Raw genomic sequence first — 24,347 nt, 5'->3', positions numbered from 1 at the left:
GCGCGGTATCAACGAGGGCGATGAGATTGAGGTGAGCAACGATCGTGGCCGCATGCTGGCGGGCGCGCGACTCAGTGACGGCGTCAGCCGCAGCGTGGTGCTGATCTCCACCGGCGCCTGGTTCGATCCCGGCTTTGGCAAGGCGTGGCTGCCGTGGGATCGTGCCGGTAATCCCAACGTATTAACGCTGGACATCGGCACGTCATCCCTGACTCAGGGGCCAAACGCCATGAGCTGCCTGGTGGAGATTAAAAAGGCGAAAGATTGCAAAAAAGTTTAAAAATCACATGCCTGGTTACATTTTGCGGGTAACTGTTGCGAATCGGCGCTGGCGAGTCGGCCCGTCAGATTGCTACAGTTTACGTCCCAGAGGTATTGATGGGTGAACATCAAATAGTCTTCACTTTGTTTCACCGACCTGCGCAGATGCGCAGGTTTTTTTTATCTCAATACCGTGCTGGTTACTATTTCCTGTTCTCCGGCAATTTTGATCACTTCAGGCACAAGCAGCATGTCCCGCACACAAAAAACATCAAGGGATGCGGCGAAAGCGCCGTTTCAACCCGTTCGCTTCCGCCTGATCTGCTTAGGCGTATTAAGTTGTCTGGTACTGCTGCTGGCGCGCGTGGCGGATCTGCAATTGATCGATCGCCCGATGCTGGAAAAACAGGCCGATCAGCGCTCTCTGCGTACCGTTTCCATTCCCACCAACCGCGGTACGCTGCTGGATCGCAACGGCGAGGCGCTGGCGCTCAGCGTGCCGTCGCGCGATATCATTGCCGATCCGCTACGCGTGCTGGAAGCGCACCCGGATTTTACCAGCGCAAAGTGGCAGTATCTGGCCAACGTGCTGGATCAGCGCCCTGAACAAATCGCCAGCCAAATCAGCGCCAACCCGCACCGCCGTTTTCTCTATCTGGGACGGAAAATCGAGTTAGGCATGGCGAAAGATATTGCCAAACTGCACCTCGCGGGGATCTCAACGGTTTATAACGACAGCCGTTTCTACCCGATGGGCGAAGCCACCGCGCCGCTGCTGGGCATCGTTGGTGCGGACAATGACGGGCTGAACGGGCTGGAAAAGGGCTTTGATAAAGTATTGCAGGGCACGCCGGGCGAAGAGAAATACCGGCAGGATGCCAACGGCAATATTGTGTCGATGCTCAGCTATGAGCCGCCGCGCCAGCCGCCGACGGTGCAGCTCAGCATCGATAAATTCGATCAGTACACGCTCTACACTAAACTGCGCGATGGCGTACTGCTGAACAAAGCGGACTCCGGCGCGGCGGTGTTGATCAAAGTGGATACCGGCGAAATCTTAGGCATGGCCTCCTATCCCTCGTTTAACCCGAACAACTTCGTTAACGTCGCGCCGAATCAGATGCGCAACGCGGCGATCAACGACAGTTATGAGCCGGGATCGACGGTAAAACCGCTGGTAGTAATGGAAGGGATGGCGCGCGGCCTGGTGCGGCCCGATTCGGTGCTGGATACCACGCCCTATCGCGTGAATGGCCATCTGATCCGCGACGTAGGCCACTGGTCGCGCCTAACCATGACCGGCATTCTGCAAAAATCGAGTGACATCGGCGTCTCCCATATCGCGCTGGCGATGCCCGCCGAAGTGCTGGTGAACACCTATCGCGCCTTCGGCCTCGGCAAGCCAACCGGCCTGGGACTGACGGGCGAAAGCGTCGGCTACTTTCCGCTGCATCGTCAGCGCTGGGCGGATATCGAGCGCGCCACCTTTTCGTTCGGTTACGGGCTGCGCGTCACGCCGCTGCAAATCGCCCGTGAATATGCCACGCTGGGCGCTTACGGGCTTTACCGGCCGCTGTCGATCACTCGCGTCACGCCGCCGGTGCTGGGCACGCGGGTCGCCAATGCGGATACGGTACGCGCGGTGGTGCATATGATGGAGAGCGACGCGCTGCCGGGCGGCAGCGGCGTGCGCGCCGCGGTGCCGGGTTATCGGTTGGCGATCAAAACCGGCACGGCGGAAAAAATGGGCGCCAGCGGCAAATACGACGGCGGTTATATCAACTACACCGCTGGCGTGGCGCCCGCCAGCGATCCGCAGGTGGCGCTGGTGATTATGATCAACCATCCGACCGCCGGTGACCACTTCGGCGGCTCGGTGGCCGCGCCGGTTTTTGGCAATATTATTGGTCCGGTGCTGAAGCATATGAACATCGTGCCGGACGCCATTTACACCACACATAGCGGTTAATACCACGCGCCGCCGCCGCTTTACGCTGGCGTCGGCGCGTCACAACTCTCCGTTTTTACTTTCGAAATCCTTACGCTCTGCGCATGGAATCCCTTAGCGCGTCCGCGCATAATAGCGGCTGATTTTTAATCGGCTGGTTCTGCTCGCCATTCCTGATTTTTGCTTCATTTGACCTGATTGAATCCGATGACCGCTAAGAAAAAGACTCCCCGACTTCTCCTCCTGGCGCTGCTCGCCCTTGTTATCATACTGCTTGTCTGGCGTTTCTGGCCTGGCAGTGCGCCGGGCGGCCCGAATGGCGGCCCCGGCGGCCCGGATATGACCACCGCCGTGCAGGCGGGCGAGGTGACGACCGCCGACGTGCCGGTTTACCTTACCGCGTTGGGTACGGTTGTACCGAACGCGACGGTGACGGTCACCAGCCGCGTTGACGGACAGCTGACGAAGGTCTTTTTCACCGAAGGGCAAAAGGTGACGGCAGGCCAGCTTCTGGCGCAGATCGATCCGCGCAGCTTTGCCGCCACCCTGGCGCAGTATCAGGCGGATCTGAGCCAAAATCAGGCGCTGCTGAAAAGCGCGGAGCTGACGCTGGCGCGCTACCGCAAACTGTACGCGCAGGACTCGCTGGCTCGCCAGGATTTGGACAGCCAGCAGGCGACCGTCGGGCAGTACAGCGGCGCGGTCAAGGCCGACGAAGCGCAGATCGCCTCGGCAAAACTCAACGTTGAGTACGCGCGCATTACCTCGCCAATCGACGGCAGAGCCGGTTTGCGGCTGGTGGATGCGGGCAATATGGTGCACAGTTCGGACACCACCGGCATTGTCACTATCACGCAAATGCAGCCCGCCGCCGTCACCTTCAGCGTGCCGCAGAGCAACATTTCCACGCTGCTGAAAGGGCTTCATAACGGCGAAAGCCTGCCCGCCACCGCTTTCGATCAGGACGGCAGCCGCGCGCTGGCGCAGGGCAGCGTGAAGTTTATCAGCAACCAGATCGACACCACTACCGGCACCATTGGCCTGAAAGCGTTGTTCGCTAACGACGACGAGGTGCTCTATGCCAACCAGTTCGTCAACCTGCGTCTGCAAACCGGGCTGCTGAAACAGGCGCTGGTGATCCCGGCGCAGGCGCTCCAGCTGAGCAGCGACGGCAGTTTTGTCTGGGTGATCAATAAAGACAATACGGTAACGCGCAGAGAGGTGAAAACCGGCCCGACCTTCGGCGAAACGCAGCAGGCGATCCTGAGTGGTGTGACGGCGGGTGAACGGGTGGTGACGCAGGGTATCGATCGCCTCAGCAGCGGCAGCAGGGTTGCGATCGCCGGTGAGCCTCAGCCAGGGAGCGCGAAGGCGCAATGAATCCATCCCGCCTGTTTATCGCCCGACCGGTCGCCACGCTGCTGCTGACCGTGGGCGTGCTGATCGCTGGCCTGTTTGGCTATCGTTTTCTCTCCACCTCGGCGCTGCCGCAGGTGGATTACCCGACGATTCAGGTCACCACGCTCTATCCCGGCGCCAGCCCGGACGTGATGGCGTCGTCGGTGACCGCGCCGCTGGAGCGCCAGCTTGGCGAGATGTCCGGCCTGAGCCAGATGGCTTCCAGCAGTTCCGGCGGCTCCTCGGTGATCACGTTGAAGTTCTCGCTGGATCTCTCGCTGGACGTGGCGGAGCAGGAAGTGCAGGCGGCGATCAACGGAGCGGACAGCCTGCTGCCGACCGATCTGCCCAACCCACCGACCTACAAAAAGGTCAATCCGGCCGATACCGCGGTTATCACGCTGGCGGCCAGTTCATCCACGCTGCCGCTGGTTAAGGTGCAGGATCTGGTCAACACACGCATTGCGCTCAAGCTGTCGCAGATTTCCGGCGTCGGCATGGTGACGCTGGCGGGCGGACACCAGCCCGCCATTCGCGTGCAAATGGATCCCAAAGCGCTGGCGGCGCATGGCCTGACGCTCGAGGACGTCAACACGCTGATTGGCAACAGCAACGTTAACGGATCGAAAGGCGGCTTCGACGGCCCCTACCACTCGGTCACCATTGATGCCAACGATCAGCTGCGCACCGCCGACGAGTATGGCAACCTGATTATCAGCTATCAAAACGGCGCGGCGCTGCGCCTGCGCGACATTGCGCACATTGAGGAAGCGGCGGAAAACACCTATCAATCCGCCTGGGCCAACAACACCCCGGCGATTGTGATCGGCATTCAGCGCCAGCCGGGCGCGAACGTGATTGCGGTAGTCAATGCCATTAAGGCACAGTTGCCCACGTTGCAGGCGGCGCTGCCGGACGGCGTGAAAATCCAGGTGCTGACCGATCGCACGCAAACCATTCGCGCGTCGATCCATGACGTGCAGTTTGAGCTGCTGTTATCCATTGCGCTGGTGGTGATGGTGACCTTCCTGTTTCTGCGCAACTTCGCCGCCACGCTGATCCCCAGTGTCGCCGTGCCGCTTTCGCTGGTGGGCACCTTTGGCGTGATGTATCTGGCGGGCTTCAGCCTGAATAACCTGTCGCTGATGGCGCTGACCATCGCCACCGGCTTTGTGATTGATGATGCGATTGTGGTGGTGGAGAACATTTCACGGCGGCTGGAGCAGGGCGAAACGCCGATGGAAGCGGCGCTGAAAGGGTCGGCGCAGATTGGATTTACCATTATCTCACTGACCTTTTCGCTGATTGCGGTGCTGATCCCGCTTCTGTTCATGGGCGATGTGGTCGGGCGGCTGTTCCGCGAGTTCGCCATCACCCTGGCGGTGTCGATCCTGGTTTCCATGCTGGTTTCCCTGACGCTGACGCCGATGCTGTGCGCTTACCTGCTGCGCCATATTCCCGAGGAGCGTCAGGGCCGCTTTTATCGCAAAGGCGGACAGTTTTTTGATCGACTGGTGGCCGGTTACGATCGCCTGCTGACCGTGGTGCTCAACCATCAGCGCCTGACGCTGCTGGTGGCGCTGGCGACGCTGTTGTTTACCGCGCTGCTCTATATCGTTATCCCGAAAGGTTTTTTCCCGTCGCAGGATACCGGGCTGATTCAGGGCGTCACGGTCGCCTCGCAGGATGTCTCCTTCAGTGAGATGGCGAAGCGGCAGCAGGCGCTGGCGGCCATTGTGCTGCAAAATCCGGCGGTAGAAAGCCTCTCGTCCACCATTGGCATTGATGGTACCAACACCAGTCTGAACAGTGGTCGTCTGCAAATCAACCTGAAGGCGTTTGACCAGCGCGACGCGCGCGCCGACGAAGTCATTGCTGAACTGAAGCAGGCCACGCAAGGCGTACCGGGCATCCAACTCTATATGCAGCCTTTGCAGGATCTGACGGTCAACGACAGCGTGACGCCGGACAGATACCAGTTCTCGCTGGATGACGCCGACAGTGAAAATCTGGTTGCCTGGTCGCCCAAACTGGTGGCGGCACTGCAAAAACGCCCGGAGTTCAGTTCCGTGGTCAGTAACCAGCAGGAGCAAGGGCAGGTGGCCTGGGTGGAGCTGAATCGCGAGGCCGCGGCACGCTATGGCATCACCGCCGCAGATGTGGACACCGCGCTTTACAATGCTTTCGGCCAGCGGCTGGTTTCCACCATTTTTACCCAGTCGAACCAGTATCGCGTGGTGCTGGAAGTGGCGCCGCAGTTCCAGCAGTCGCCAGCGTCGTTCGATGATATCTGGCTGGCGGCGTCAACCACCAGTAGCAGCAATGACAGCAGCAGCGAAACGACCAGCGGCAAGAGCATGGTTCGGCTGACCTCCATTGCCACCATTCATCAGCGCATCGGATCGCTGGTGCATATGCGGCTGGATCAGTTTCCGGCGGTAACCGTCTCCTTCAACCTCAACGACGGCTACTCGCTGGAAGAAGCTCAGAAAGCGATAGCGGAAACGACAAAAAATCTGGCGCTCCCGAACAGCATCACCCTGCGTTATCAGGGCGAAACGGAGGCGTTTCAAAACGCGACCGGCAACACGCTGTGGCTGATCCTGGCGGCGCTGGTCACCATGTACGTAGTGCTGGGCGTGTTATACGAAAGCTTTATTCATCCGGTGACCATTCTCTCCACGCTGCCCTCTGCGGCGGTGGGCGCACTGCTGACGCTGCTGCTCGCCGGGACTGAGTTCAGCCTGATCGCGCTGATTGGCGTGATCCTGCTGATTGGCATCGTGAAGAAAAACGCCATTATGATGATCGACTTTGCGCTGGAGGCGGAGAAAAAGCAGCATCTCAGCCCGCGCGAGGCGATTCACCAGGCCTGCCTGCTGCGCTTCCGGCCGATTTTGATGACCACAATGGCCGCGCTGCTGGGCGCGCTGCCGCTGATGCTGGCGTCGGGCTCCGGTTCCGAACTTCGTCAGCCGCTGGGGCTGCTGTTCAGCCAGCTGCTGACGCTGTTCTCCACGCCGGTTATCTATCTGTGGTTCGATCGCCTGGCCGGGCGCGGGCGCCGCAAAATGCGTAAGGCGCTGGATCGCTCATGAGTATCAGCCGCCTGTTTATTTTTCGGCCCGTCGCCACGCTGCTGCTGACCATGGCGCTGCTGCTGCTGGGCGCGCTTGGCTATCGCCTGCTGCCGGTTGCGCCGCTGCCCCAGGTGGATTTCCCCACCATCATGGTGACGGCGCAACTGGCGGGTGCCAGCCCGGAAACCATGGCCGCCACGGTTGCCACGCCGCTGGAGCGCTCGCTGGGGCAGATTGCGGGCATCACCGAGATGACCTCCAACAGCTCACAGGGCTCCAGCAATATCATTCTTCAGTTTGAACTGTCGCGCGATATTAACGGTGCCGCGCGTGACGTTCAGGCGGCGATCAACGCCGCGCGCAGCCTGCTGCCCAGCAGCATGGCTTCGCTGCCGACCTGGCGTAAAGCCAATCCATCCGATGCGCCGATAGTGATGCTGGCGCTCACCTCGACCAGCCGCTCGAACGGTGAGTTGTATGACATCGCCGACAGCAAAATCGACCAGAAGATCGCCCAGGTCAAAGGCGTCGGCGACGTATCGCTGATGGGCAGCGCGCTCCCCGCCGTCCGTATCGATCTGCAACCCAACATGCTCAGCCATTTCGGCCTTTCGCTTGATACGGTGCGCGCGGCGATTGCCAATGCCACCACTAACCTGCCGAAGGGGATGCTTCAGGGCAGCAAGCAGTCGTGGGTGGTGGATGGCAACGGGCAGCTCGATCAGGCCCGGCAGTACGCCAGCCTGGTGGTGAGCTATCAAAACGGACGCGCGGTGCGGCTCAGCGACGTCGCCACGGTCTATGACTCGGTGCAAGACAAATACAACGTCGGCTTCTATAACCAGTCGCCTTCGGTGATGATCGGCGTCACCCGTCAGGCGGGCGCCAACATGCTGGAAACGATCGACGCCATCAAAGCGCAACTGCCGGCGCTGCAAAAGGATCTGCCTGCCGATGTTTCTCTGAAGATCGTTGTCGATCGCGCGCCCAACGTTCGCGCCTCGCTCTACGATACCGAAGAGACGCTGCTGGTGGCGGTGCTGCTGGTGATTGGCGTGGTATTTGTTTTCCTGCGCGATCTGCGGGCGGTGACCATTCCGGCGCTGGCGCTGCCGGTTTCGCTGATTGGCACCTGCGCGGTGATGTACGTGCTGGGCTACAGCCTCGACAATCTGTCGCTAATGGCGCTGATCATCGCCACGGGGTTTGTCGTCGACGACGCCATCGTGGTGCTGGAAAACATTACGCGTTATATCGAGGCGGGGCTGAGCCCGGTGCGCGCGTCGCTGAAAGGTGCGCAGGAGGTAAGTTTTACCGTGCTGTCGATGACGCTGTCGCTGGTGGCGGTATTCATTCCGATCCTGCTGATGGGCAGCATCGTGGGGCGCCTGTTTCGTGAATTTGCCGTGACGCTGACCGTTTCGCTGGTCATTTCGATGCTGGTTTCGCTGACGCTGACGCCGATGCTCTGTTCCCGCCTGCTGAAAAAAAAGGCGGTATCGCATCGTCCGCGTCGGTTTTATCAGGCCATTGAGCGCGGGCTCGGCCGGATGCTCTCCGCCTACGCGGCCGCGCTGAACCTGGTGATGCGCCATCAGCGCCTGACGCTGTTCAGTCTGTTGCTGACGGTGCTTCTTAACGTTTTTCTCTATACCGTGGTTCAGAAAGGGTTCTTCCCCAATCAGGACACCGGACTGCTGATGGGGATGCTCAGAGCCGATCAGAACGTCTCTTTTCAGGCCATGCAGCCGAAGCTTCAGGCATTCGCAAAAATGATCCAGCAGGATCCGGCGGTCGATGGCGTGATGTCGTCAATGGGCAGCGGCGCATTTGGTTCGCGCAATACCGCCAACTTTTTTGTTCACCTGAAGAATAGCGATCGGCGTGATGCCACCGCCACGGAGGTGGCAAACCGCCTGAGTGGTAAAACGCGTAATATCCCCGGCGTTGAACTGTTTCTGATGGCGGCGCAGGATATTCACATTGGCGGACGCAGCGCCAATGCCGCCTATCAGTACAGCCTTCAGGCGGACGATCTCGATACGCTACGCGTCTGGACGCCAAAAGTGAAAGCGGCGCTGGAGGCGATCCCGCAACTGACCAGCGTGGATTCCGACGCGCAAACCGGCGGTCAGGAAGTGGTGATCGACATTGACCGTGACCGCGCGACGCGGCTGGGCGTGAACGTCTCGATGCTGGATACGCTGCTGAATAACTCCTTCGCGCAGCGGCAGGTAGCCACGCTTTATAAAACGCTGAATCAGTATCACGTGGTGATGTCGCTACAGGATGCGTACACGCGCGATCCCGATATGCTGAATAAGCTTTATGTCATTAATGACGAAGGCAATAGCATTCCGGTGTCGGCCTTTGCCCGCTTTCGCGGCGGCAACGCGCCGCTTTCGGTGACGCATCAGGGGCAGTCGGCCACCAGCACCATCGCCTTCAATCTGGCGGACGGCGTTTCGCTGGAACAGGCGCAAAAGCTGATTAAAAACGCCATGGCGAAAATCGCGCTGCCGGATACCATTCAGTCAGGTTTCCAGGGCACGGCGAAGGCGTTTGCCGATCTCTCCTCGTCGATGCCATGGCTGATCCTGGCCGCGCTGGCTGCGGTCTATATCGTGCTTGGCGTGCTCTATGAGAGCTATATTCACCCGTTAACCATTCTCTCAACGCTGCCTTCAGCGGGCGTCGGTGCATTGCTGCTGCTGCTGTTAACCAACACGCAGCTCACGGTCATCGCGCTGATCGGCATTTTACTGTTAATCGGCATCGTGAAAAAGAACGCCATTATGATGATCGATTTTGCGCTGGCCGCCGAGCGTAAGCAGGGGCTGTCGCCGCAGCAGGCCATCGTTCAGGCCTGCCTGATGCGTTTTCGGCCGATTATGATGACCACGCTGGCGGCGTTTTTCGGCGCGCTGCCGTTGGCGCTGGGCAGCGGAGGCGATGCCGATCTGCGCAGCCCGCTTGGGCTGGCGATCGTCGGCGGCCTGGCGCTGAGCCAGCTACTGACTCTTTTCACCACGCCGGTGGTGTACCTTTACCTTGATCGCGTCAGCCGCGCCACCCGGCGTCAGTGGCGGCGGCTGCGCCATGTTGAATAAGCGATGAAAACATTATTGACTGCTCTTACCCTTGCGCTGCTGCTGAGCGGCTGTAGCGTGGGGCCGGACTATCAGCGCCCGTCGGCCAGCGTACCGGTTCATTTTAAAGAAGCAAAAGGCTGGAAAGAGGCCGCGCCGCAGGACCAGCAAAACAAAGGCGAATGGTGGCGGGTTTATCATGACGATACGCTGTCCGGCCTGCTGCGCCAGGTGGCTGTCTCTAACCAAAACGTCGCGCAGTATGAGGCACAGTACCGGCAGGCGACGGCGCTGGTGGCCGGATCGCGCGCCAGCCTGTTTCCGACCGTTACCGGCACCGCCTCCTCTACGCGCGGCGCAACGGCGACGTCTGGCGTAAGTAACAGCCATTCACTGGAGGCCGGCGCCAGTTGGGAGCCGGATATTTGGGGCAAGCTCCGGCGTACGCTGGAAGAGAACCGCGCCAGCGCGCAGGCCAGCGCCGCCGATCTGGCAAATATCACCCTCAGCGCCCGCTCGGCACTGGCGCAGGACTATTTCCAGTTGCGGATAATGGATCAGCAAATCGCGCTTTATCAGCAGAGCGTTGCGCAGTATCAGCGCTACCTGAAGATAATAGAGAATAAATATCAGGCGGGGAGCGAGTCGCGCGCCACGCTGGCGCAGGCACAGGCGCAGCTTGAAAGCGCCCGCGCGTCGGCGCTGGATCTGAGCTGGCAGCGCGCGCAAACGGAACATGCCATCGCCGTTCTGATCGGCAGGGCGCCTGCTGATTTCAGCCTTGCCGTCGCGCCGCTGACCGCAACGCTGCCCGCCATCCCCAACAGCCTGCCAGCCGAACTGCTACAGCGGCGGCCGGACATCGCCGCCGCCGAGCGAACGATGGCGGCGGCTAACGCGGCGGTCGGCGTTGCCGTTGCGGGCTACTTTCCCGACCTGACGCTCAGCGCCAGCGGCGGCTATGCCAGTTCTGCGATCCGTAACCTGATCTCGTTGCCGAATCGCGTCTGGTCGCTGGGGCCATCGCTGAGCGGCACGCTGTTGGACTTCGGCGCTACCTCTGCAAGCGTTGAGCAGGCGCGCGCCGCCTATGACGCCGATGTCGCCAGCTATCGTCAGACGGTGCTGGAAGCGCTGGCGGAAGTAGAGGACAACCTGGTTGAACTTAACACGCTTCAGGAGGAGATGCTGGCGCAGCAGCGCGCTACCGATGCGGCGAAAGAGTCGGCGCGCGTGACGCAAAATCAGTATCAGGCAGGGATGATCGACTATCTCGACGTGGCCACCACGGAAAACACCAGCCTCACGCAGCAGCAGAGCCTGCTGTCGCTACAAAGCACGCAGTGGGCCACCAGCGTTGCGCTGATTGCCGCGCTGGGCGGCGGCTGGCGCGCGGAGAAATAACCGAGGGGCCGCGCCGCCCGCCTGCTGCGAGGCGGCGCGGTTATTTCTGACATTGCGAGCCGGTAAGCAGAAATTTTCTCACATTGCATTGAGTTGCCACGCCATATCCTGCATGGTGATAGCCAGTTTCTTCTGCTAAGGAGTTGGCATGCTGTTTTCCTTTTTCAGGCTGCTATGCAAGCTGTGTTTCCGCACGCGTCTGGGCGGCGATCTTTCCGGTCTGTATAAAGACAAAGTGCTGATCGTCCCTAATCATATGTCTTTTCTGGATGGGGCACTGTTGGCGCTGTTTCTGCCGATCAAACCAGTTTTTGCCGTCTACTCATCCATCAGTCAGCAGTGGTATATGCGCTGGCTCAGCAAATTTATCGATTTTGTGCCGATGGACCCGACCAAACCGATGTCGGTGAAGCATCTGGTGAAGCTGATTGGGCAGGGGCGACCGGTGGTAATTTTCCCGGAAGGGCGCATTACCGTGACCGGTTCGCTGATGAAAATCTATGACGGCGCGGGCTTTGTCGCGGCGAAATCGCAGGCGACGGTAGTGCCGCTGCGCATTGAAGGCGCAGAGTTCACCCCGTTTGGTCGCCTGGCGGGCGTCTTTAAACGCCGCCTCTTCCCGCGTATCAGCCTGACCGTTCTGCCTGCCACTACCATCCCGATGCCGGAGGCACCGCGCGCGCGCGACCGCCGTAAGCTGGCCGGCGAACATCTGCATCACATCATGATGGAAGCGCGGATGGCGGTGCGCCCACGTGAAACCCTCTACGAAGCCTTTCTGGCGGCCCGCAGACGCTACGGCCTGTTCAAGCCGTGTATTGAAGACGTCAACTTTACGCCCGACAGCTATACCGGGCTGTTGAAGAAGGCGCTTGGCGTCGGGCGGATCCTTGAGCGCAACACCGCGCCGGGCGAGTATATCGGCCTGCTGCTGCCCAATGCGACGGTATCGGCGGCGGCGATTCTGGGCGCCTCAATGCGTGGCCGCATTCCCGCCATGCTTAACTACACCGCAGGCGCGCAGGGGCTGCGCAGCGCGTTGAGTGCCGCGCAGGTGAAAACTATCTTCACCTCGCGGCAGTTTATGGATAAGGGCAAGCTGTGGCACCTGCCAGAGCAGGTCACCGAAGCGAAGTGGGTTTATCTGGAAGATCTGCGTGAAACGGTTACTGTGCAGGACAAGCTGTGGGTTCTGGCGCATCTGCTGATGCCACGGCTGGCGGCGGTGAGCCAGCAGCCGGAGGACGCCGCGATGGTGCTGTTCACCTCCGGTTCGGAAGGCAATCCGAAAGGCGTGGTGCATTCGCATAAAAGCCTGCTGGCGAACGTGGAGCAGATCCGCACCGTCGCGGACTTTACGCCGCGTGACCGCTTCATGTCCGCGCTGCCGCTGTTTCACGCTTTTGGCCTCACCGTGGGGCTGTTTACGCCGCTGATGACCGGCGCGCAGGTGTTTCTCTATCCCAGCCCGCTGCATTACCGCATCGTCCCGGAACTGGTTTACGACCGTAACTGTACGGTGCTGTTTGGCACCTCCACTTTCCTTGGCAACTATGCGCGTTTTGCCAATCCATATGATTTCGCGCGCCTGCGCTATGTGGTGGCCGGTGCCGAAAAGCTTCAGGAAACCACGCGCCTGGCCTGGCAGGACAAATTTGGCATTCGCATTCTTGAAGGCTATGGCGTCACCGAGTGCGCGCCGGTGGTGGCCATCAACGTGCCGATGGCGGCAAAAAATCATACCGTTGGACGTATCCTGCCAGGCATGGATTCGCGGCTGATTGCGGTTCCCGGCATTGAGCAGGGCGGTCAGCTCCAACTGCGCGGGCCAAATATCATGAAGGGCTATCTGCGCGTCGGGGATCCTGGCGTGCTTGAAGCGCCAGAGGCGGACAACGGCGAAGGGCAGAAGGAGGCGGGCTGGTACGACACCGGCGATATCGTCAGCTTTGACGAGCGCGGTTTCTGCCAGATTCAGGGGCGCGTAAAGCGTTTTGCCAAAATCGCCGGCGAGATGGTGTCGCTGGAAACGGTGGAGCAAATTGCTCTGAAGGCCTCGCCAGAGAAACAGCATGCGGCAACGATGAAACCGGACGGCAATCGCGGCGAAGCGCTGGTTCTCTTCACCACCGACGGCGAACTGAACCGCGAGCAGCTCCAGCGCGCCGCGCGCGAGCTGGGCAGCGCCGACCTGGCGGTGCCGCGCGATATTCGATTTATGAAGCAGCTGCCGGTGCTGGGCAGCGGTAAGCCGGATTTTGTCACGCTGCGTCAAATGGCCGAAGAGCCGGAGAGAGAAGATGCGTAACGTTGCTCAACAGGGAGGGCTGTTGTCAAAAGGAATGATGGCGGTGATGGCTGCGCAGTTTCTCTCAGCGTTTGGCGATAACGCGTTGCTGTTCGTTACGCTTGCCGTGTTGAAACAGCAGGTCTACCCGGACTGGAGCCAGCCGGTGCTGCAAATGGTATTTGTCGCAACCTACATTATTCTGGCGCCGTTTGTCGGTCAGTTTGCCGACAGCTTCGCGAAAGGACGGGTGATGATGTTCGCTAACGGCCTGAAACTGCTGGGCGCGCTGGTCATCTGTTTTGGCCTCAATCCGTTTCTCGGCTACAGCCTGGTTGGCGTTGGCGCGGCGGCCTATTCTCCGGCCAAGTACGGCATTCTCGGTGAGCTCACCGGCGGCGAAACGCTGGTGAAGGCGAACGGGCTGATTGAGTCGTCCACCATTGCGGCGATCCTGCTCGGCTCAATCGCTGGTGGCCTGCTGGCGGACTGGAACCTGCTCGCCGCGCTGATCGTCTGCGTACTGGCCTATGGGCTGGCGGTGGCGGCGAACCTGCTGATCCCGAAACTGAAAGCGGCGCGGCCGGGGCAGCCGTGGCATCCAAAAAGAATGACCGGCACGTTCTTTTCCGCCTGCCGCACGCTATGGCGTGATGGCGACACCCGCTTTTCGCTGGTGGGCACCAGCCTGTTCTGGGGCGCAGGCGTAACGCTGCGCTTTCTGCTGGTGCTGTGGGTGCCGGTTGCGCTTGGCATTACCGATAACAAAACGCCGACGCTGCTGAATGCCATGGTGGCGATTGGCATTGTTTTTGGCGCGGCGGCGGCGTCAAAGCTGGTCACGCTGAAAACGGTTGGACGCTGTATGCCAGCCGGGGTGCTTATCGGTATCGCCGTCGCGTTTTTTGCGCTACAGCATTCGCCCGTGGGCGCTTACGGATTACTGATCGTTATCGGCATGCTCGGCGGCTTTTTTGTGGTGCCGCTGAATGCGTTGCTGCAAATGCGCGGCAAAGAGAGCGTGGGTGCGGGCAATGCTATCGCGGTACAGAACCTGGGTGAAAACGGGGCGATGCTGCTGATGCTGGGGCTTTACTCGCTGGCCGTCAGCCTGGGCGCGCGACCGGTTGCCATTGGCGTCGGCTTTGGCGCACTGTTTGCGCTGGCGATTGCGGTTTTATGGGGCTGGCATTTAGCTAAGCAGCCATCTGGTAAATAATAGCCGCCGCCGTCAGGATCGGCTGGAGAACACGTCGGCGGCGGAGTGAATCAATATTCATGCTCTCCACGCATAATATTATTACTGGCTCATCTTCTGGCTTTGAAGAAAATGATAAGACGCGCCCAGCATGCCGGAATCGTTGCCGTACGTCGCGGTTTCAATCTGAATATCAATGCCATACTTTTCCAGATAGCGGGCGAGCTCTTTCAGAAAGGGTTCCCGTTCCGTAATACCGCCACCAATAAATATTTTCTGTGGGTCAAACACGCTGGAAAGGTTATATAAACAGGCTGCAAGATCTTCATAAAAACCCTTCACCACTTTTTCAGCGTTCTCATCGCCGGTATCATACGCATCGAATACGTCTTTGCCGGTAATATCATCAGCCGATCGCTTCGTCAGTTGGCAGTAGTTCTCCCGCAGCGCGGTCATCGTGCAGCTTTTACTTAGGGTATGCGATTCGATATCGCTGTCTGTGGGCCGCGAGGTTAGCAAACAACCAAATTCGCCGGCGCGATTTCGGCCGCCCCGTACCAGCGCGCCATTACAGAATGCCGCACCGCCCAGGCCAGTACCAATCGTTAACATAATGAAATCACTGGTTTCCTGCGCTTTACCTGACCATCGTTCGGCCAGCAATGCACAGTGTGCATCGTTCTCGACAGTGGCTGGCAATGCGGTTTCTTCTTCCAGCCACTCCCGCAGATGAAACTGGTCAAATTCGCTGATGGTTCCCCCCATGGCAATAAAGCCGCTGTCAGGGTCGACGTGCCCCGGTGTGCTGACCGCGATACCGCTACAGGAAGGATTTTTCTTTAACCAGTTGATGATTTCTTGCAGGATTTTATCGCGCGAGTTATGAGAAATATCCACACTCTCATCGTTAAGTATTTCCCCCTGTTCGTTAATTACGCCCATTTTTAACGAGGTTCCGCCGATATCGAACGCTGCAATATTCATTTTATTTTCCGGTAGTTACAATGTTTTCATTATAGCGTTAAAAGAAAGTTTTATTTTTTTTGTACGGCTATAATTATATGTTATTGTCAATAAAGCTGTATTACGCATTACTTACTTAAAGCAATGTAAACAACATGCTCTTATTGAATCGACACAGCGCATAACTGAACGCGTTTTTTGGTTGTTTAACAACAAAGGGGCGATGAGAAAACTTAATTGAGACTGAGCGAGCATGCCGGAAAAAAAGAAGAGGGCGAATGATGTCGCCCTCTGCGAGAAACATTACGGAGAAGGAAAAGTATAACGGCGGTGAATGGTTTCCAGCGCCTGCAACACTTCTTCATTCAGCGTCAGGTGATAACTGTCGATATTTGTTTGCAGCTGTTCAGGCGTGGTGGCGCCCAGCAGCGTGCTGGCAACAAAGGGCTGCTGGCGAACGAAAGCCAGTGCCATCTGCGACGGATCAAGCCCATGCTTGTTCGCCAGCGCGACATATTCGGCAATCGCCAGCTGTGCCTGTTCACCACTGTAGCGGGTGAAACGGCTGAACAGCGTATTGCGTGCGCCTGCCGGTTTCGCACCATTCAGATATTTTCCGCTCAGCGTACCAAACGCCAGGCTTGAGTAGGCTAACAGTTCGACACCTTCATGCTGGCTGATTTCCGCCAGGCCCACTTCAAAACTGCGATTAAGCAGGCTGTACGGGTTTTGGATGCTGACGATGCGCGGCAGTTCATGTTTCTCCGCCAGTTGCAGATAGCGCATCACGCCCCACGGCGTTTCATTTGATACGCCGATATAGCGAATTTTGCCCGCCCGCACCTGTTCGTTGAGCGCTTCCAGCGTCTCCAGCAGCGTAACTGACGCGGTGTTTTCACTGTATTGATAGCTGAGCTTGCCAAAACAGTTGGTTTCGCGCTGAGGCCAGTGAAGCTGATAGAGATCCAGATAATCGGTATTAAGACGTTTCAGGCTGGCATCCAGCGCTTCACGGATATTTTTACGATCCAGCGCCTGCTGAGGACGAATTGAGGAGTCATTGCCGCGCGAGGGGCCGGCGATCTTTGATGCCAGGATCACCTTATCGCGATTGCCGCGCGCCTTCAGCCAGCTGCCGATGTATTTTTCGGTCAGCCCCTGTGTTTCAGGGCGCGGAGGAACCGGGTACATTTCGGCGGTATCAATCAGGTTGATACCGGCACGCAGCGCCAAATCAAGCTGGGCGTGGGCATCTGCTTCGCTGTTCTGCTCGCCAAAGGTCATGGTGCCAAGCCCGAGGCTGCTCACTTCAAGCGTGCTGTGAGGGATACGATGATAATGCATTTGCCGGCTTCCTTTTTATGATGAAATGGCTGACCGCCGAGCGACCGCAAAGGCGATCGGAAGTCGAATCCGACTTCCGACTATAACCGCCGTATGCAACAGGGGGAAGAGGGGATTTATCGGGAAGTGCGCCGTGCACCACTCCCTCTAGCGCTCAACGATGGATGACACCTCATCACCATTTATCTGCAACTCATGACCGTTCCGGTCGCTGTATTTCACCAGCCCGGTCTCTTTGTCTATTTCAGGTTTGCCCTGAGTCATGATCATTTTGCCATCTTTTGTTGCCATTACGTAATCGCTGCTGCACCCGCTGAGCAGTACTGTCAGCATCAGCGCCGCCGCGCCAACCATCTTTTTCATTCGCCGCTTCCTGAAGCTTGTAATCAGAAGCTTAATTAATAACGCATTTCGCTATCTGACGTAACCGTCACGGTCTGAAAATGTGCCGCGAGCACGTTGCGTTATTGACATTTTTGGTAAATCGATATGTCTGGCGAGCGTCGGCCGTGAAACGACCGACATAAGATCAGGCAGCGTGCTTTTTGCTGCGTAGCAAATTCAGGCACTCCACTGCCATTGAGAAAAACATGGCAAAGTAGATGTAGCCTTTAGGCACGTGTACGTTGAAGCTTTCAAGGATGAGCGTAAAGCCGACCAGGATCAAAAAGGCCAGCGCCAGCATCTTCACGGAAGGATGCCGTTCGACGAATTCACCAATTCCTCGCGCAGCAAACATCATCACGCCAACGGCGATAACGACCGCAGCCATCATGATGATCAGGTGATCGGAAAGGCCTACTGCGGTAATCACCGAGTCAAGGCTGAAGATGATATCCAGCAGCATGATCTGCACAATTGCGCCGATGAAGGAGTGCACATTGGTTTTATGCTCTTCATCACCGCCCTCAATGGTTTCATGAATTTCGATGCTGGATTTCCACAGCAGGAACAGACCACCAAACAGCAGGATCAGATCGCGGGCGGAAAAACTGTGATCCATTAGCGTGAACAGCGGGTTGGTCAGGCGAATTACCCATGCGATAGAGGCCAGCAGCCCAAGTCGCATCAGCATCGCGCCTCCTAAGCCAAGGCGTCGCGCCGCATTTTGCTGCGACTTCGGCAGCTTTGCCACCACCAGCGAGAGGAAAATAATATTATCGATTCCAAGGACGATTTCCAGAATCGTCAGCGTGCCCAGCGCCAGCCAGGCATTTGGATCTGCAATCCAGTCAAACATACGAACACGACATCCTCAACGAAAGGTAAACGAGGAGTATACCTGTCGCAGCGACGGCCTACAGTAAAAAATGGCGGGCAAGCAGGGGAGCGGTAAAGGTTTTCTTTAAATAAAAGCCGCGCGGCAGGGTCATTATCGGTTCCCCATTCTCGCCAATGCCTTCCGTCAGCGCTTTACTGTTGGCGGCTTTTGGACGGATCTGTAATACCTCGCCATGACGGGCAGTGATGCGCTCAACCTGGCCCAGCACAATCATATCCATCAGCTCTTCCCAGTCGCGCTGCAACAGCGCCTCTTCTTCACTGTCGGGGCTCCACAGCAACGGTGCGCCGATGCGACGTGCCGCCAGCGGGATCGCCCTGTCGCCTTCAACCGGTATCCACAGCACGCGTGCAAGCTTGTGGCGGACGTGGCTGGTCTGCCAGGTCACACCACTGTTGCCGGTCAATGGCGCCACACAGACGAAAGTGGTTTCCAGCGGACGTCCAAGCGCGTCAATCGGGATAGTTTTCAGCTCAACGCCAATATGGGCGAAGTCGCGCTCCGCTTTGCTGCCTGCGCTGGCGCCCAGGCTGATTTCCAGCAGCATGCCCACCCAGCCTTTATCTCTTTTCAGGTCGGGCGGAATGGGAAAGGCCATTTTTTGCGCCAGTTCGCCGAGCGTATAGCCAGCCAGCTGATGGGCTCGCGCCAGCAGAACGGCTTCGCTTTCCGGTGGCGGCACCGGACTGAAATCGGAAGGCATAATCACTCGCTGCGGTCGCTCAAAAAAACGACACTCAAGTCAGGCGTCATAAATAATATCGTTGAAAGAAGGGTAAAAACGAATAATAGCATGATAAATCGCACATTTTTACCTGTGAGTTATCGCTCGTAGGATAATACCCTCCGGCTTATGCCGTTTAGTCACCGACAATGAACAGGATCTTACACCCTGTTATCCACAGAATAATGGGATAACTCATATTTTTACCCACTACTGTTTCCATTTACAGCCTTGACGGCGGCGTTTTTCCCCTAAAGTCACCTGCTTTTGACCAACTATCCAACATATCCTGTGGATAAATGCATCTCTGCTCGATCTTTCACCAGGAATTATCTGTGCCCCACCTTCAGCGTTATGCACCGTGTTTATTTGAACGGTATAATTAAATAAAATGTAGATATAACAATAAGTTATATTTTGTTGTTGCCGCGCGCACTTTAAAGGTTCGTAAAGTTTTCCCCACCTGTTATGCCACTTCTGCACAAAGCTATCCACAGAAAAGGTGCATAAGATCGCTGAATCAGCCCGCGGATTGTTTATAACTTTGCTATAAAGGATAAGTTATCCCAACACGACGGGGTGCAAACGTACGATAAGCAGTGGTTTACCGCCTGTAAGGAGTATGAAACAATCAGAACATCCGAGTTTTAGTTTGAGGTAGTCCAGTGATCGATGATGATGGCTACCGCCCGAATGTTGGTATCGTAATTTGTAACAGGCAGGGACAGGTGCTGTGGGCCAGACGGTTTGGCCAACACTCCTGGCAGTTTCCTCAGGGAGGGATCAACGCTGGCGAGACGCCTGAACAGGCGATGTACCGCGAGCTGTTTGAGGAGGTCGGGCTGCATCGAAAAGACGTGCGTATTCTTGCTTCGACCCGAAACTGGTTACGATATAAATTGCCAAAACGTTTGGTGCGTTGGGACACAAAGCCGGTGTGTATCGGCCAGAAACAGAAGTGGTTTCTTCTACAACTTATGTGCAATGACGCGGACATTAATATGCAAACCAGCAGCACGCCGGAGTTTGACGGCTGGCGCTGGGTAAGCTTCTGGTATCCGGTTCGCCAGGTGGTTTCTTTCAAACGTGACGTTTACCGGCGCGTGATGAAAGAATTTGCCAGCATCGTCATGCCGCTACAGGAGAATACCGTACAGCGGAACGCGCTTTACCGACGCAAAAGAGGGTGAGCCACGCAAATTATGCTCATACAGCTGCGCGAAATAGTTGAAAAAGTTGCAGGTGCTCCACGTCTTACCGAAGCGCTTGATATTCTTGTTAATGAAATCGGTCTGGCGATGGACACCGAAGTCTGTTCGGTTTACCTCGCCGATCACGATCGCCGCTGCTATTACCTTATGGCAACGCGTGGCCTGAAAAAGCCACGCGGTCGCACCGTCGCGCTGGCGTTTGACGAAGGCATTGTCGGCCTGGTCGGGCGGCTTGCAGAGCCAATTAACCTGGCCGACGCGCAAAGCCATCCGAGCTTCAAATATGTCCCGTCTGTTAAAGAAGAGCGATTCCGCTCATTTCTTGGCGTGCCCATTATCAGCCGCCGTCAGCTTTTGGGCGTGCTGGTGGTGCAGCAGCGAGAACTGCGGCAGTTTGATGAAAGCGAAGAGTCGTTTCTGGTCACCCTGGCGACCCAGATGGCAACGATCCTTTCGCAGTCGCAGCTTAACACGCTGTTCGGGCAGTATCGCCAGACGCGGGTAAAAGCGCTGGCGGCCTCGCCCGGCGTCGCGGTGGCGCCCGGTTGGGTCGACAGCACGCAGCCTTTGCTCGATAACGTTTTTGCTGCCTCAACGCTGGATACGCAGCGCGAAAGAGAGCGCCTGTCGCTGGCGATGAACGAAGCTGCTACTGAATTTCGTCGCTACAGCAAACGCTTCACCGCCAGCGTGCATAAAGACAGCGCGGCCATCTTCGATCTCTATTCCCACCTGCTCAGCGATGCTCGCCTGAAGAAAGATCTCTATGCCGAAATAGATGCCGGATCGGTCGCCGAATGGGCGGTGAAAAAAGTTATTGAGCGCTTCGCCGCACAGTTCGCAAGCCTTCAGGACAGCTATCTGCGTGAGCGCGCTGGTGATTTGCGCGTATTAGGCCAGCGGCTGGTCTTTCATCTTGACGACAGCATGCAGGGCACCAATGCCTGGCCGCCGCGCTTTGTGCTGGTGGCCGACGAGCTGACCGCCACGATGCTGGCTGAGCTTCCGCCGGATCGTCTCGCTGGCGTGGTGGTTCGTGACGGCGCATCTAACTCTCACGCGGCCATCATGGTGCGTGCAATGGGTATTCCGACCGTCATGGGAGCGGATATTCAGCCTGAAATGCTTAACGGCAGGCTGCTGATTATTGACGGCTACCGCGGCGAGCTGCTGGTCGATCCTGAACCCGTACTGGTGCAGGAATATCAGCAGTTAATCAGCGAGGAGAACGAACTCAGCAAGCTGGCTGAGGATGTCGTTGAGCGTCCCGCTTTTTTAAAAAGCGGCGAACCGGTAAAGGTGATGCTCAACGCGGGACTCAGCGCAGAACATGAAAAAGCGATGGGCAGCCGGGTGGATGGCGTCGGGCTTTACCGCACCGAAATTCCGTTTATGCTGCAAAATGGCTTCCCGTCGGAAGAGGAACAGGTCGCGCAGTATCAGGGAATGCTCCAGCTTTTTCTGGAAAAACCCGTGACGCTGCGTACGCTGGACGTCGGTGCCGACAAACAGCTCCCTTACATGCCCATCAGCGAGGAAAACCCCTGCCTCGGCTGGCGCGGTATTCGTCTCACGCTGGATCAGCCAGAAATTTTTCTTGTTCAGGTGAGAGCAATGCTGCGGGCCAACGTCGCCAGCGATAACCTGAGCATTCTGCTGCCGATGATCACCAGCATTGATGAGATCGATGAGGCGAGAAGCCTGATCAACCGCGCCGCGCAGGAAGTTGAAGAGATGCTGGGCTACCGTATTCCTGTGCCGCGCGTGGGGGTAATGATTGAGGTGCCGTCGATGATCTTTATGATCCCGCACCTGGCCTCTCGGGTAGATTTTGTGTCGGTTGGCACCAACGACCTGACGCAGTATCTGCTGGCGGTCGATCGCAATAACACGCGAGTCGCGAATCTTTACGACAGCCTGCATCCGGCGGTACTGCGTGCGTTAAAAACTATCGCGCAGGAAGCCGCGAAAGCGGACATTGAACTCTGCCTCTGTGGCGAAATGGCAGGCGATCCGATGTGCGTCATTCTGCTGATAGGGCTGGGCTTTCATCATCTCAGCATGAATGGCCGTAACGTTGCCCGGGTAAAATATCTGCTCAATCGTATCGATCACGAAGAAGCGCAAAAGCTGGCTGACGAGAGTCTGAACGTAACGCTGACGGCGGACGTTCGCCATCTTGTCGCCGCATTTATGGAGCAGCGCGGGCTCGGCGGGCTCAGCCGCGGTGGCCGCTAGCGCGCTTAACAAAGTTTACGGTTCCAAACCGCACGGATTCAGGCTGTGTGCTATCATGCGCGCCTGAAAAAGGCGCAGCGCGCGTCAACTAACGTATTTTGTCGCCTGCTGATCAGGGCAAATGCTAAAAATGGTGAAAGATGACTAACGGCTATCTGGCTTTTCCGCAATTTGACCCGGTAATTTTCTCCATCGGGCCGATTTCACTCCACTGGTACGGTCTGATGTACCTGGTAGGTTTTATTTTTGCCATGTGGCTGGCGGTTCGTCGCGCTAACAAACCCGGCAGCGGCTGGAAAAAAGAGGAGGTTGAAAACCTGCTCTACGCCGGATTTCTAGGCGTTTTTCTGGGCGGTCGTATCGGCTATGTGCTGTTCTATAATTTTCCCCTGTTTCTCGATAACCCGCTCTACCTGTTCAAAGTCTGGGACGGCGGCATGTCGTTCCACGGCGGCCTGATTGGCGTTATCTGTGTCATGTTATGGTTTGCACGTCGTACCAAACGTAATTTCTTCCAGGTCGCGGACTTTATAGCGCCGCTGATCCCATTCGGGCTTGGTGCCGGCCGTCTCGGCAATTTTATCAACGGCGAGCTATGGGGCCGCGTATCGCCGGAGCTGCCGTGGGCAATGCTCTTTCCCGGTTCCCGTGGCGAAGACGTGGCGCTGGCCGCCACGCATCCCGAGTGGCAATCGTTACTGGCGACCTATGGCGTATTGCCGCGTCACCCCTCTCAGCTTTATGAACTGCTGCTTGAAGGCGTTGTTCTGTTTATTATCCTCAATCTTTTTATTCGTAAAAGTCGCCCGATGGGTGCGGTATCAGGCCTGTTTCTGATTGGCTATGGTACCTTCCGCTTTATCATCGAGTTCTTCCGTCAGCCCGATGCCCAGTTGGGCCTGTTTAGCAACGTTATCAGCATGGGGCAAATTCTCTCCCTGCCGATGATTCTGGTGGGTGTAATCATGATGATTTGGGCCTGGCGTCGCCGCACTCCGCAAACCCTTCGTGAGGAAAAATGAAACAGTATCTGGATCTTATGAAAAAAGTGCTTAATGACGGCACCCCTAAAAATGACCGTACCGGTACCGGGACGCTGTCGATTTTTGGTCACCAGATGCGTTTCAATTTGCAGGATGGCTTTCCGCTGGTGACAACGAAAAAATGCCATTTGCGCTCGATCATTCACGAGCTGCTGTGGTTTCTTAACGGCGATACCAATGTGGCGTATTTGCACGAAAACAACGTCTCCATCTGGGATGAATGGGCCGATGAAAATGGCGACCTCGGCCCGGTTTATGGCAAACAGTGGCGCAGCTGGCATGCGCCGGACGGCCGTGAGATCGATCAGCTTAAGAACGTGCTTAAACAGCTCAAAAGCGATCCCGATTCGCGGCGTATTATCGTTTCGGCATGGAACGTCGGTGAGCTTGACCAGATGGCGCTGGCACCTTGCCACGCTTTTTTCCAGTTCTACGTTGCTGACGGCAGGCTCTCCTGCCAGCTCTATCAGCGCTCCTGCGACGTCTTTCTTGGGCTGCCGTTTAATATCGCCAGCTATGCGCTGCTGCTGCATATGGTGGCGCAGCAGTGCGACCTCCAGCCCGGCGATTTTGTCTGGACAGGCGGCGACACGCACCTTTACAGCAACCATATGGAACAAACGCGGCTGCAACTGACACGCGAACCACGTCCGCTTCCGACCCTGACCATTAAGCGCAAACCTGCCTCGCTGTTTGACTACCGCTTTGAAGACTTTGAAATAAGCGGCTACGATCCGCATCCGGCAATTAAAGCGCCCGTTGCCATCTGATCCCGCGCAGAGGCGGCGCCGCTCCGCCTCTGCCGTTTTGTGCCTTCCTGCGCCCATCATCTTTCTCGTCCTTTATTCTGCATGCCTTGCATGGGGCTTCACCCTAT

Annotated in this window: 17 protein-coding genes; 12 read left to right on the top strand and 5 right to left on the bottom strand. The window is 57.4% G+C overall.

Features of this window, described 5'->3' with window-relative positions; translation table 11 throughout:
• The 8 genes from GS12_RS10930 to lplT form a co-directional block, all read left to right on the top strand.
• The coding region (locus GS12_RS10930) for a molybdopterin dinucleotide binding domain-containing protein (protein WP_034946825.1) at positions 1–280 on the top strand (280 nt) is incomplete at its 5' end.
• A gap of 231 nt (positions 281–511) precedes the next feature.
• Positions 512–2,230: a penicillin-binding transpeptidase domain-containing protein gene (locus GS12_RS10925; RefSeq protein ID WP_034946822.1), complete on the top strand. Its 1,719-nt coding sequence runs from the start codon at positions 512–514 to the stop codon at positions 2,228–2,230.
• Between the two features lie 186 nt (positions 2,231–2,416).
• Positions 2,417–3,589 (top strand): MdtA/MuxA family multidrug efflux RND transporter periplasmic adaptor subunit, encoded by a 1,173-nt coding sequence (locus GS12_RS10920; RefSeq protein WP_052118430.1) that lies wholly within the window; start codon positions 2,417–2,419, stop codon positions 3,587–3,589.
• Positions 3,586–6,705, top strand: a complete 3,120-nt coding sequence (locus GS12_RS10915) for a multidrug efflux RND transporter permease subunit (protein ID WP_034946817.1) — start codon at positions 3,586–3,588, stop codon at positions 6,703–6,705. The genes GS12_RS10920 and GS12_RS10915 overlap by 4 nt, the downstream gene beginning before the upstream one ends.
• A complete protein-coding gene (locus GS12_RS10910) occupies positions 6,702–9,797 on the top strand; it encodes a multidrug efflux RND transporter permease subunit (RefSeq protein WP_034946814.1) in 3,096 nt (1,031 codons plus the stop codon). Before GS12_RS10915 ends, GS12_RS10910 begins: the two co-directional genes overlap by 4 nt.
• Before the next feature lie 3 nt (positions 9,798–9,800).
• The gene (locus GS12_RS10905; RefSeq protein WP_034946811.1) at positions 9,801–11,180 is read left to right on the top strand and encodes an efflux transporter outer membrane subunit; all 1,380 of its coding nucleotides are present in this window, start codon (positions 9,801–9,803) and stop codon (positions 11,178–11,180) included.
• A gap of 148 nt (positions 11,181–11,328) precedes the next feature.
• The gene (gene aas / locus GS12_RS10900; RefSeq protein WP_034946809.1) at positions 11,329–13,488 is read left to right on the top strand and encodes a bifunctional acyl-ACP--phospholipid O-acyltransferase/long-chain-fatty-acid--ACP ligase; all 2,160 of its coding nucleotides are present in this window, start codon (positions 11,329–11,331) and stop codon (positions 13,486–13,488) included.
• Positions 13,481–14,686 (top strand): lysophospholipid transporter LplT, encoded by a 1,206-nt coding sequence (lplT, locus tag GS12_RS10895; protein WP_034946806.1) that lies wholly within the window; start codon positions 13,481–13,483, stop codon positions 14,684–14,686. The genes aas and lplT overlap by 8 nt, the downstream gene beginning before the upstream one ends.
• 81 nt (positions 14,687–14,767) lie before the next feature.
• On the opposite strand, the gene GS12_RS10890 is transcribed toward lplT, so the two are convergent.
• The 5 genes from GS12_RS10890 to mutH form a co-directional block, all read right to left on the bottom strand.
• Entirely contained in the window at positions 14,768–15,649 is an 882-nt protein-coding gene (locus tag GS12_RS10890) for an ROK family protein (protein WP_034946803.1), read from the bottom strand.
• A 282-nt stretch (positions 15,650–15,931) separates the two neighbouring features.
• Positions 15,932–16,972, bottom strand: a complete 1,041-nt coding sequence (locus GS12_RS10885) for an NADP(H)-dependent aldo-keto reductase (RefSeq protein ID WP_034946800.1) — start codon at positions 16,970–16,972, stop codon at positions 15,932–15,934.
• 147 nt (positions 16,973–17,119) lie between these two features.
• Positions 17,120–17,335, bottom strand: a complete 216-nt coding sequence (locus GS12_RS10880) for a YgdI/YgdR family lipoprotein (RefSeq protein WP_034916698.1) — start codon at positions 17,333–17,335, stop codon at positions 17,120–17,122.
• A gap of 166 nt (positions 17,336–17,501) precedes the next feature.
• Positions 17,502–18,212, bottom strand: a complete 711-nt coding sequence (locus GS12_RS10875) for a TerC family protein (protein WP_034946798.1) — start codon at positions 18,210–18,212, stop codon at positions 17,502–17,504.
• 58 nt (positions 18,213–18,270) lie between these two features.
• Positions 18,271–18,957 carry a DNA mismatch repair endonuclease MutH gene (mutH, locus tag GS12_RS10870; RefSeq protein WP_034916695.1) on the bottom strand — a complete coding sequence of 229 codons (687 nt, stop codon included), beginning with the start codon at positions 18,955–18,957 and terminating at the stop codon, positions 18,271–18,273.
• 686 nt (positions 18,958–19,643) lie between these two features.
• Between mutH and rppH the strand changes: the two genes are divergently transcribed.
• From rppH to thyA, 4 genes are all read left to right on the top strand, one after another.
• A complete protein-coding gene (gene rppH, locus GS12_RS10865; protein WP_034916693.1) occupies positions 19,644–20,168 on the top strand; it encodes an RNA pyrophosphohydrolase in 525 nt (174 codons plus the stop codon).
• Positions 20,169–20,180: 12 nt separating this feature from the next.
• Positions 20,181–22,427: a phosphoenolpyruvate--protein phosphotransferase gene (gene ptsP / locus GS12_RS10860; RefSeq protein WP_034916691.1), complete on the top strand. Its 2,247-nt coding sequence runs from the start codon at positions 20,181–20,183 to the stop codon at positions 22,425–22,427.
• A gap of 140 nt (positions 22,428–22,567) precedes the next feature.
• Positions 22,568–23,449 carry a prolipoprotein diacylglyceryl transferase gene (gene lgt, locus GS12_RS10855; protein ID WP_034946795.1) on the top strand — a complete coding sequence of 294 codons (882 nt, stop codon included), beginning with the start codon at positions 22,568–22,570 and terminating at the stop codon, positions 23,447–23,449.
• Positions 23,446–24,240, top strand: coding sequence for a thymidylate synthase (gene thyA / locus GS12_RS10850; protein ID WP_034946792.1), 795 nt, complete (start codon positions 23,446–23,448; stop codon positions 24,238–24,240). Before lgt ends, thyA begins: the two co-directional genes overlap by 4 nt.
• Positions 24,241–24,347: the final 107 nt, after the last annotated feature.

The sequence above is a fragment of the Erwinia oleae genome (genome assembly GCF_000770305.1).
GTDB lineage: Bacteria > Pseudomonadota > Gammaproteobacteria > Enterobacterales > Enterobacteriaceae > Erwinia > Erwinia oleae.
This window is presented reverse-complemented; position numbering and strand designations above follow the sequence as displayed.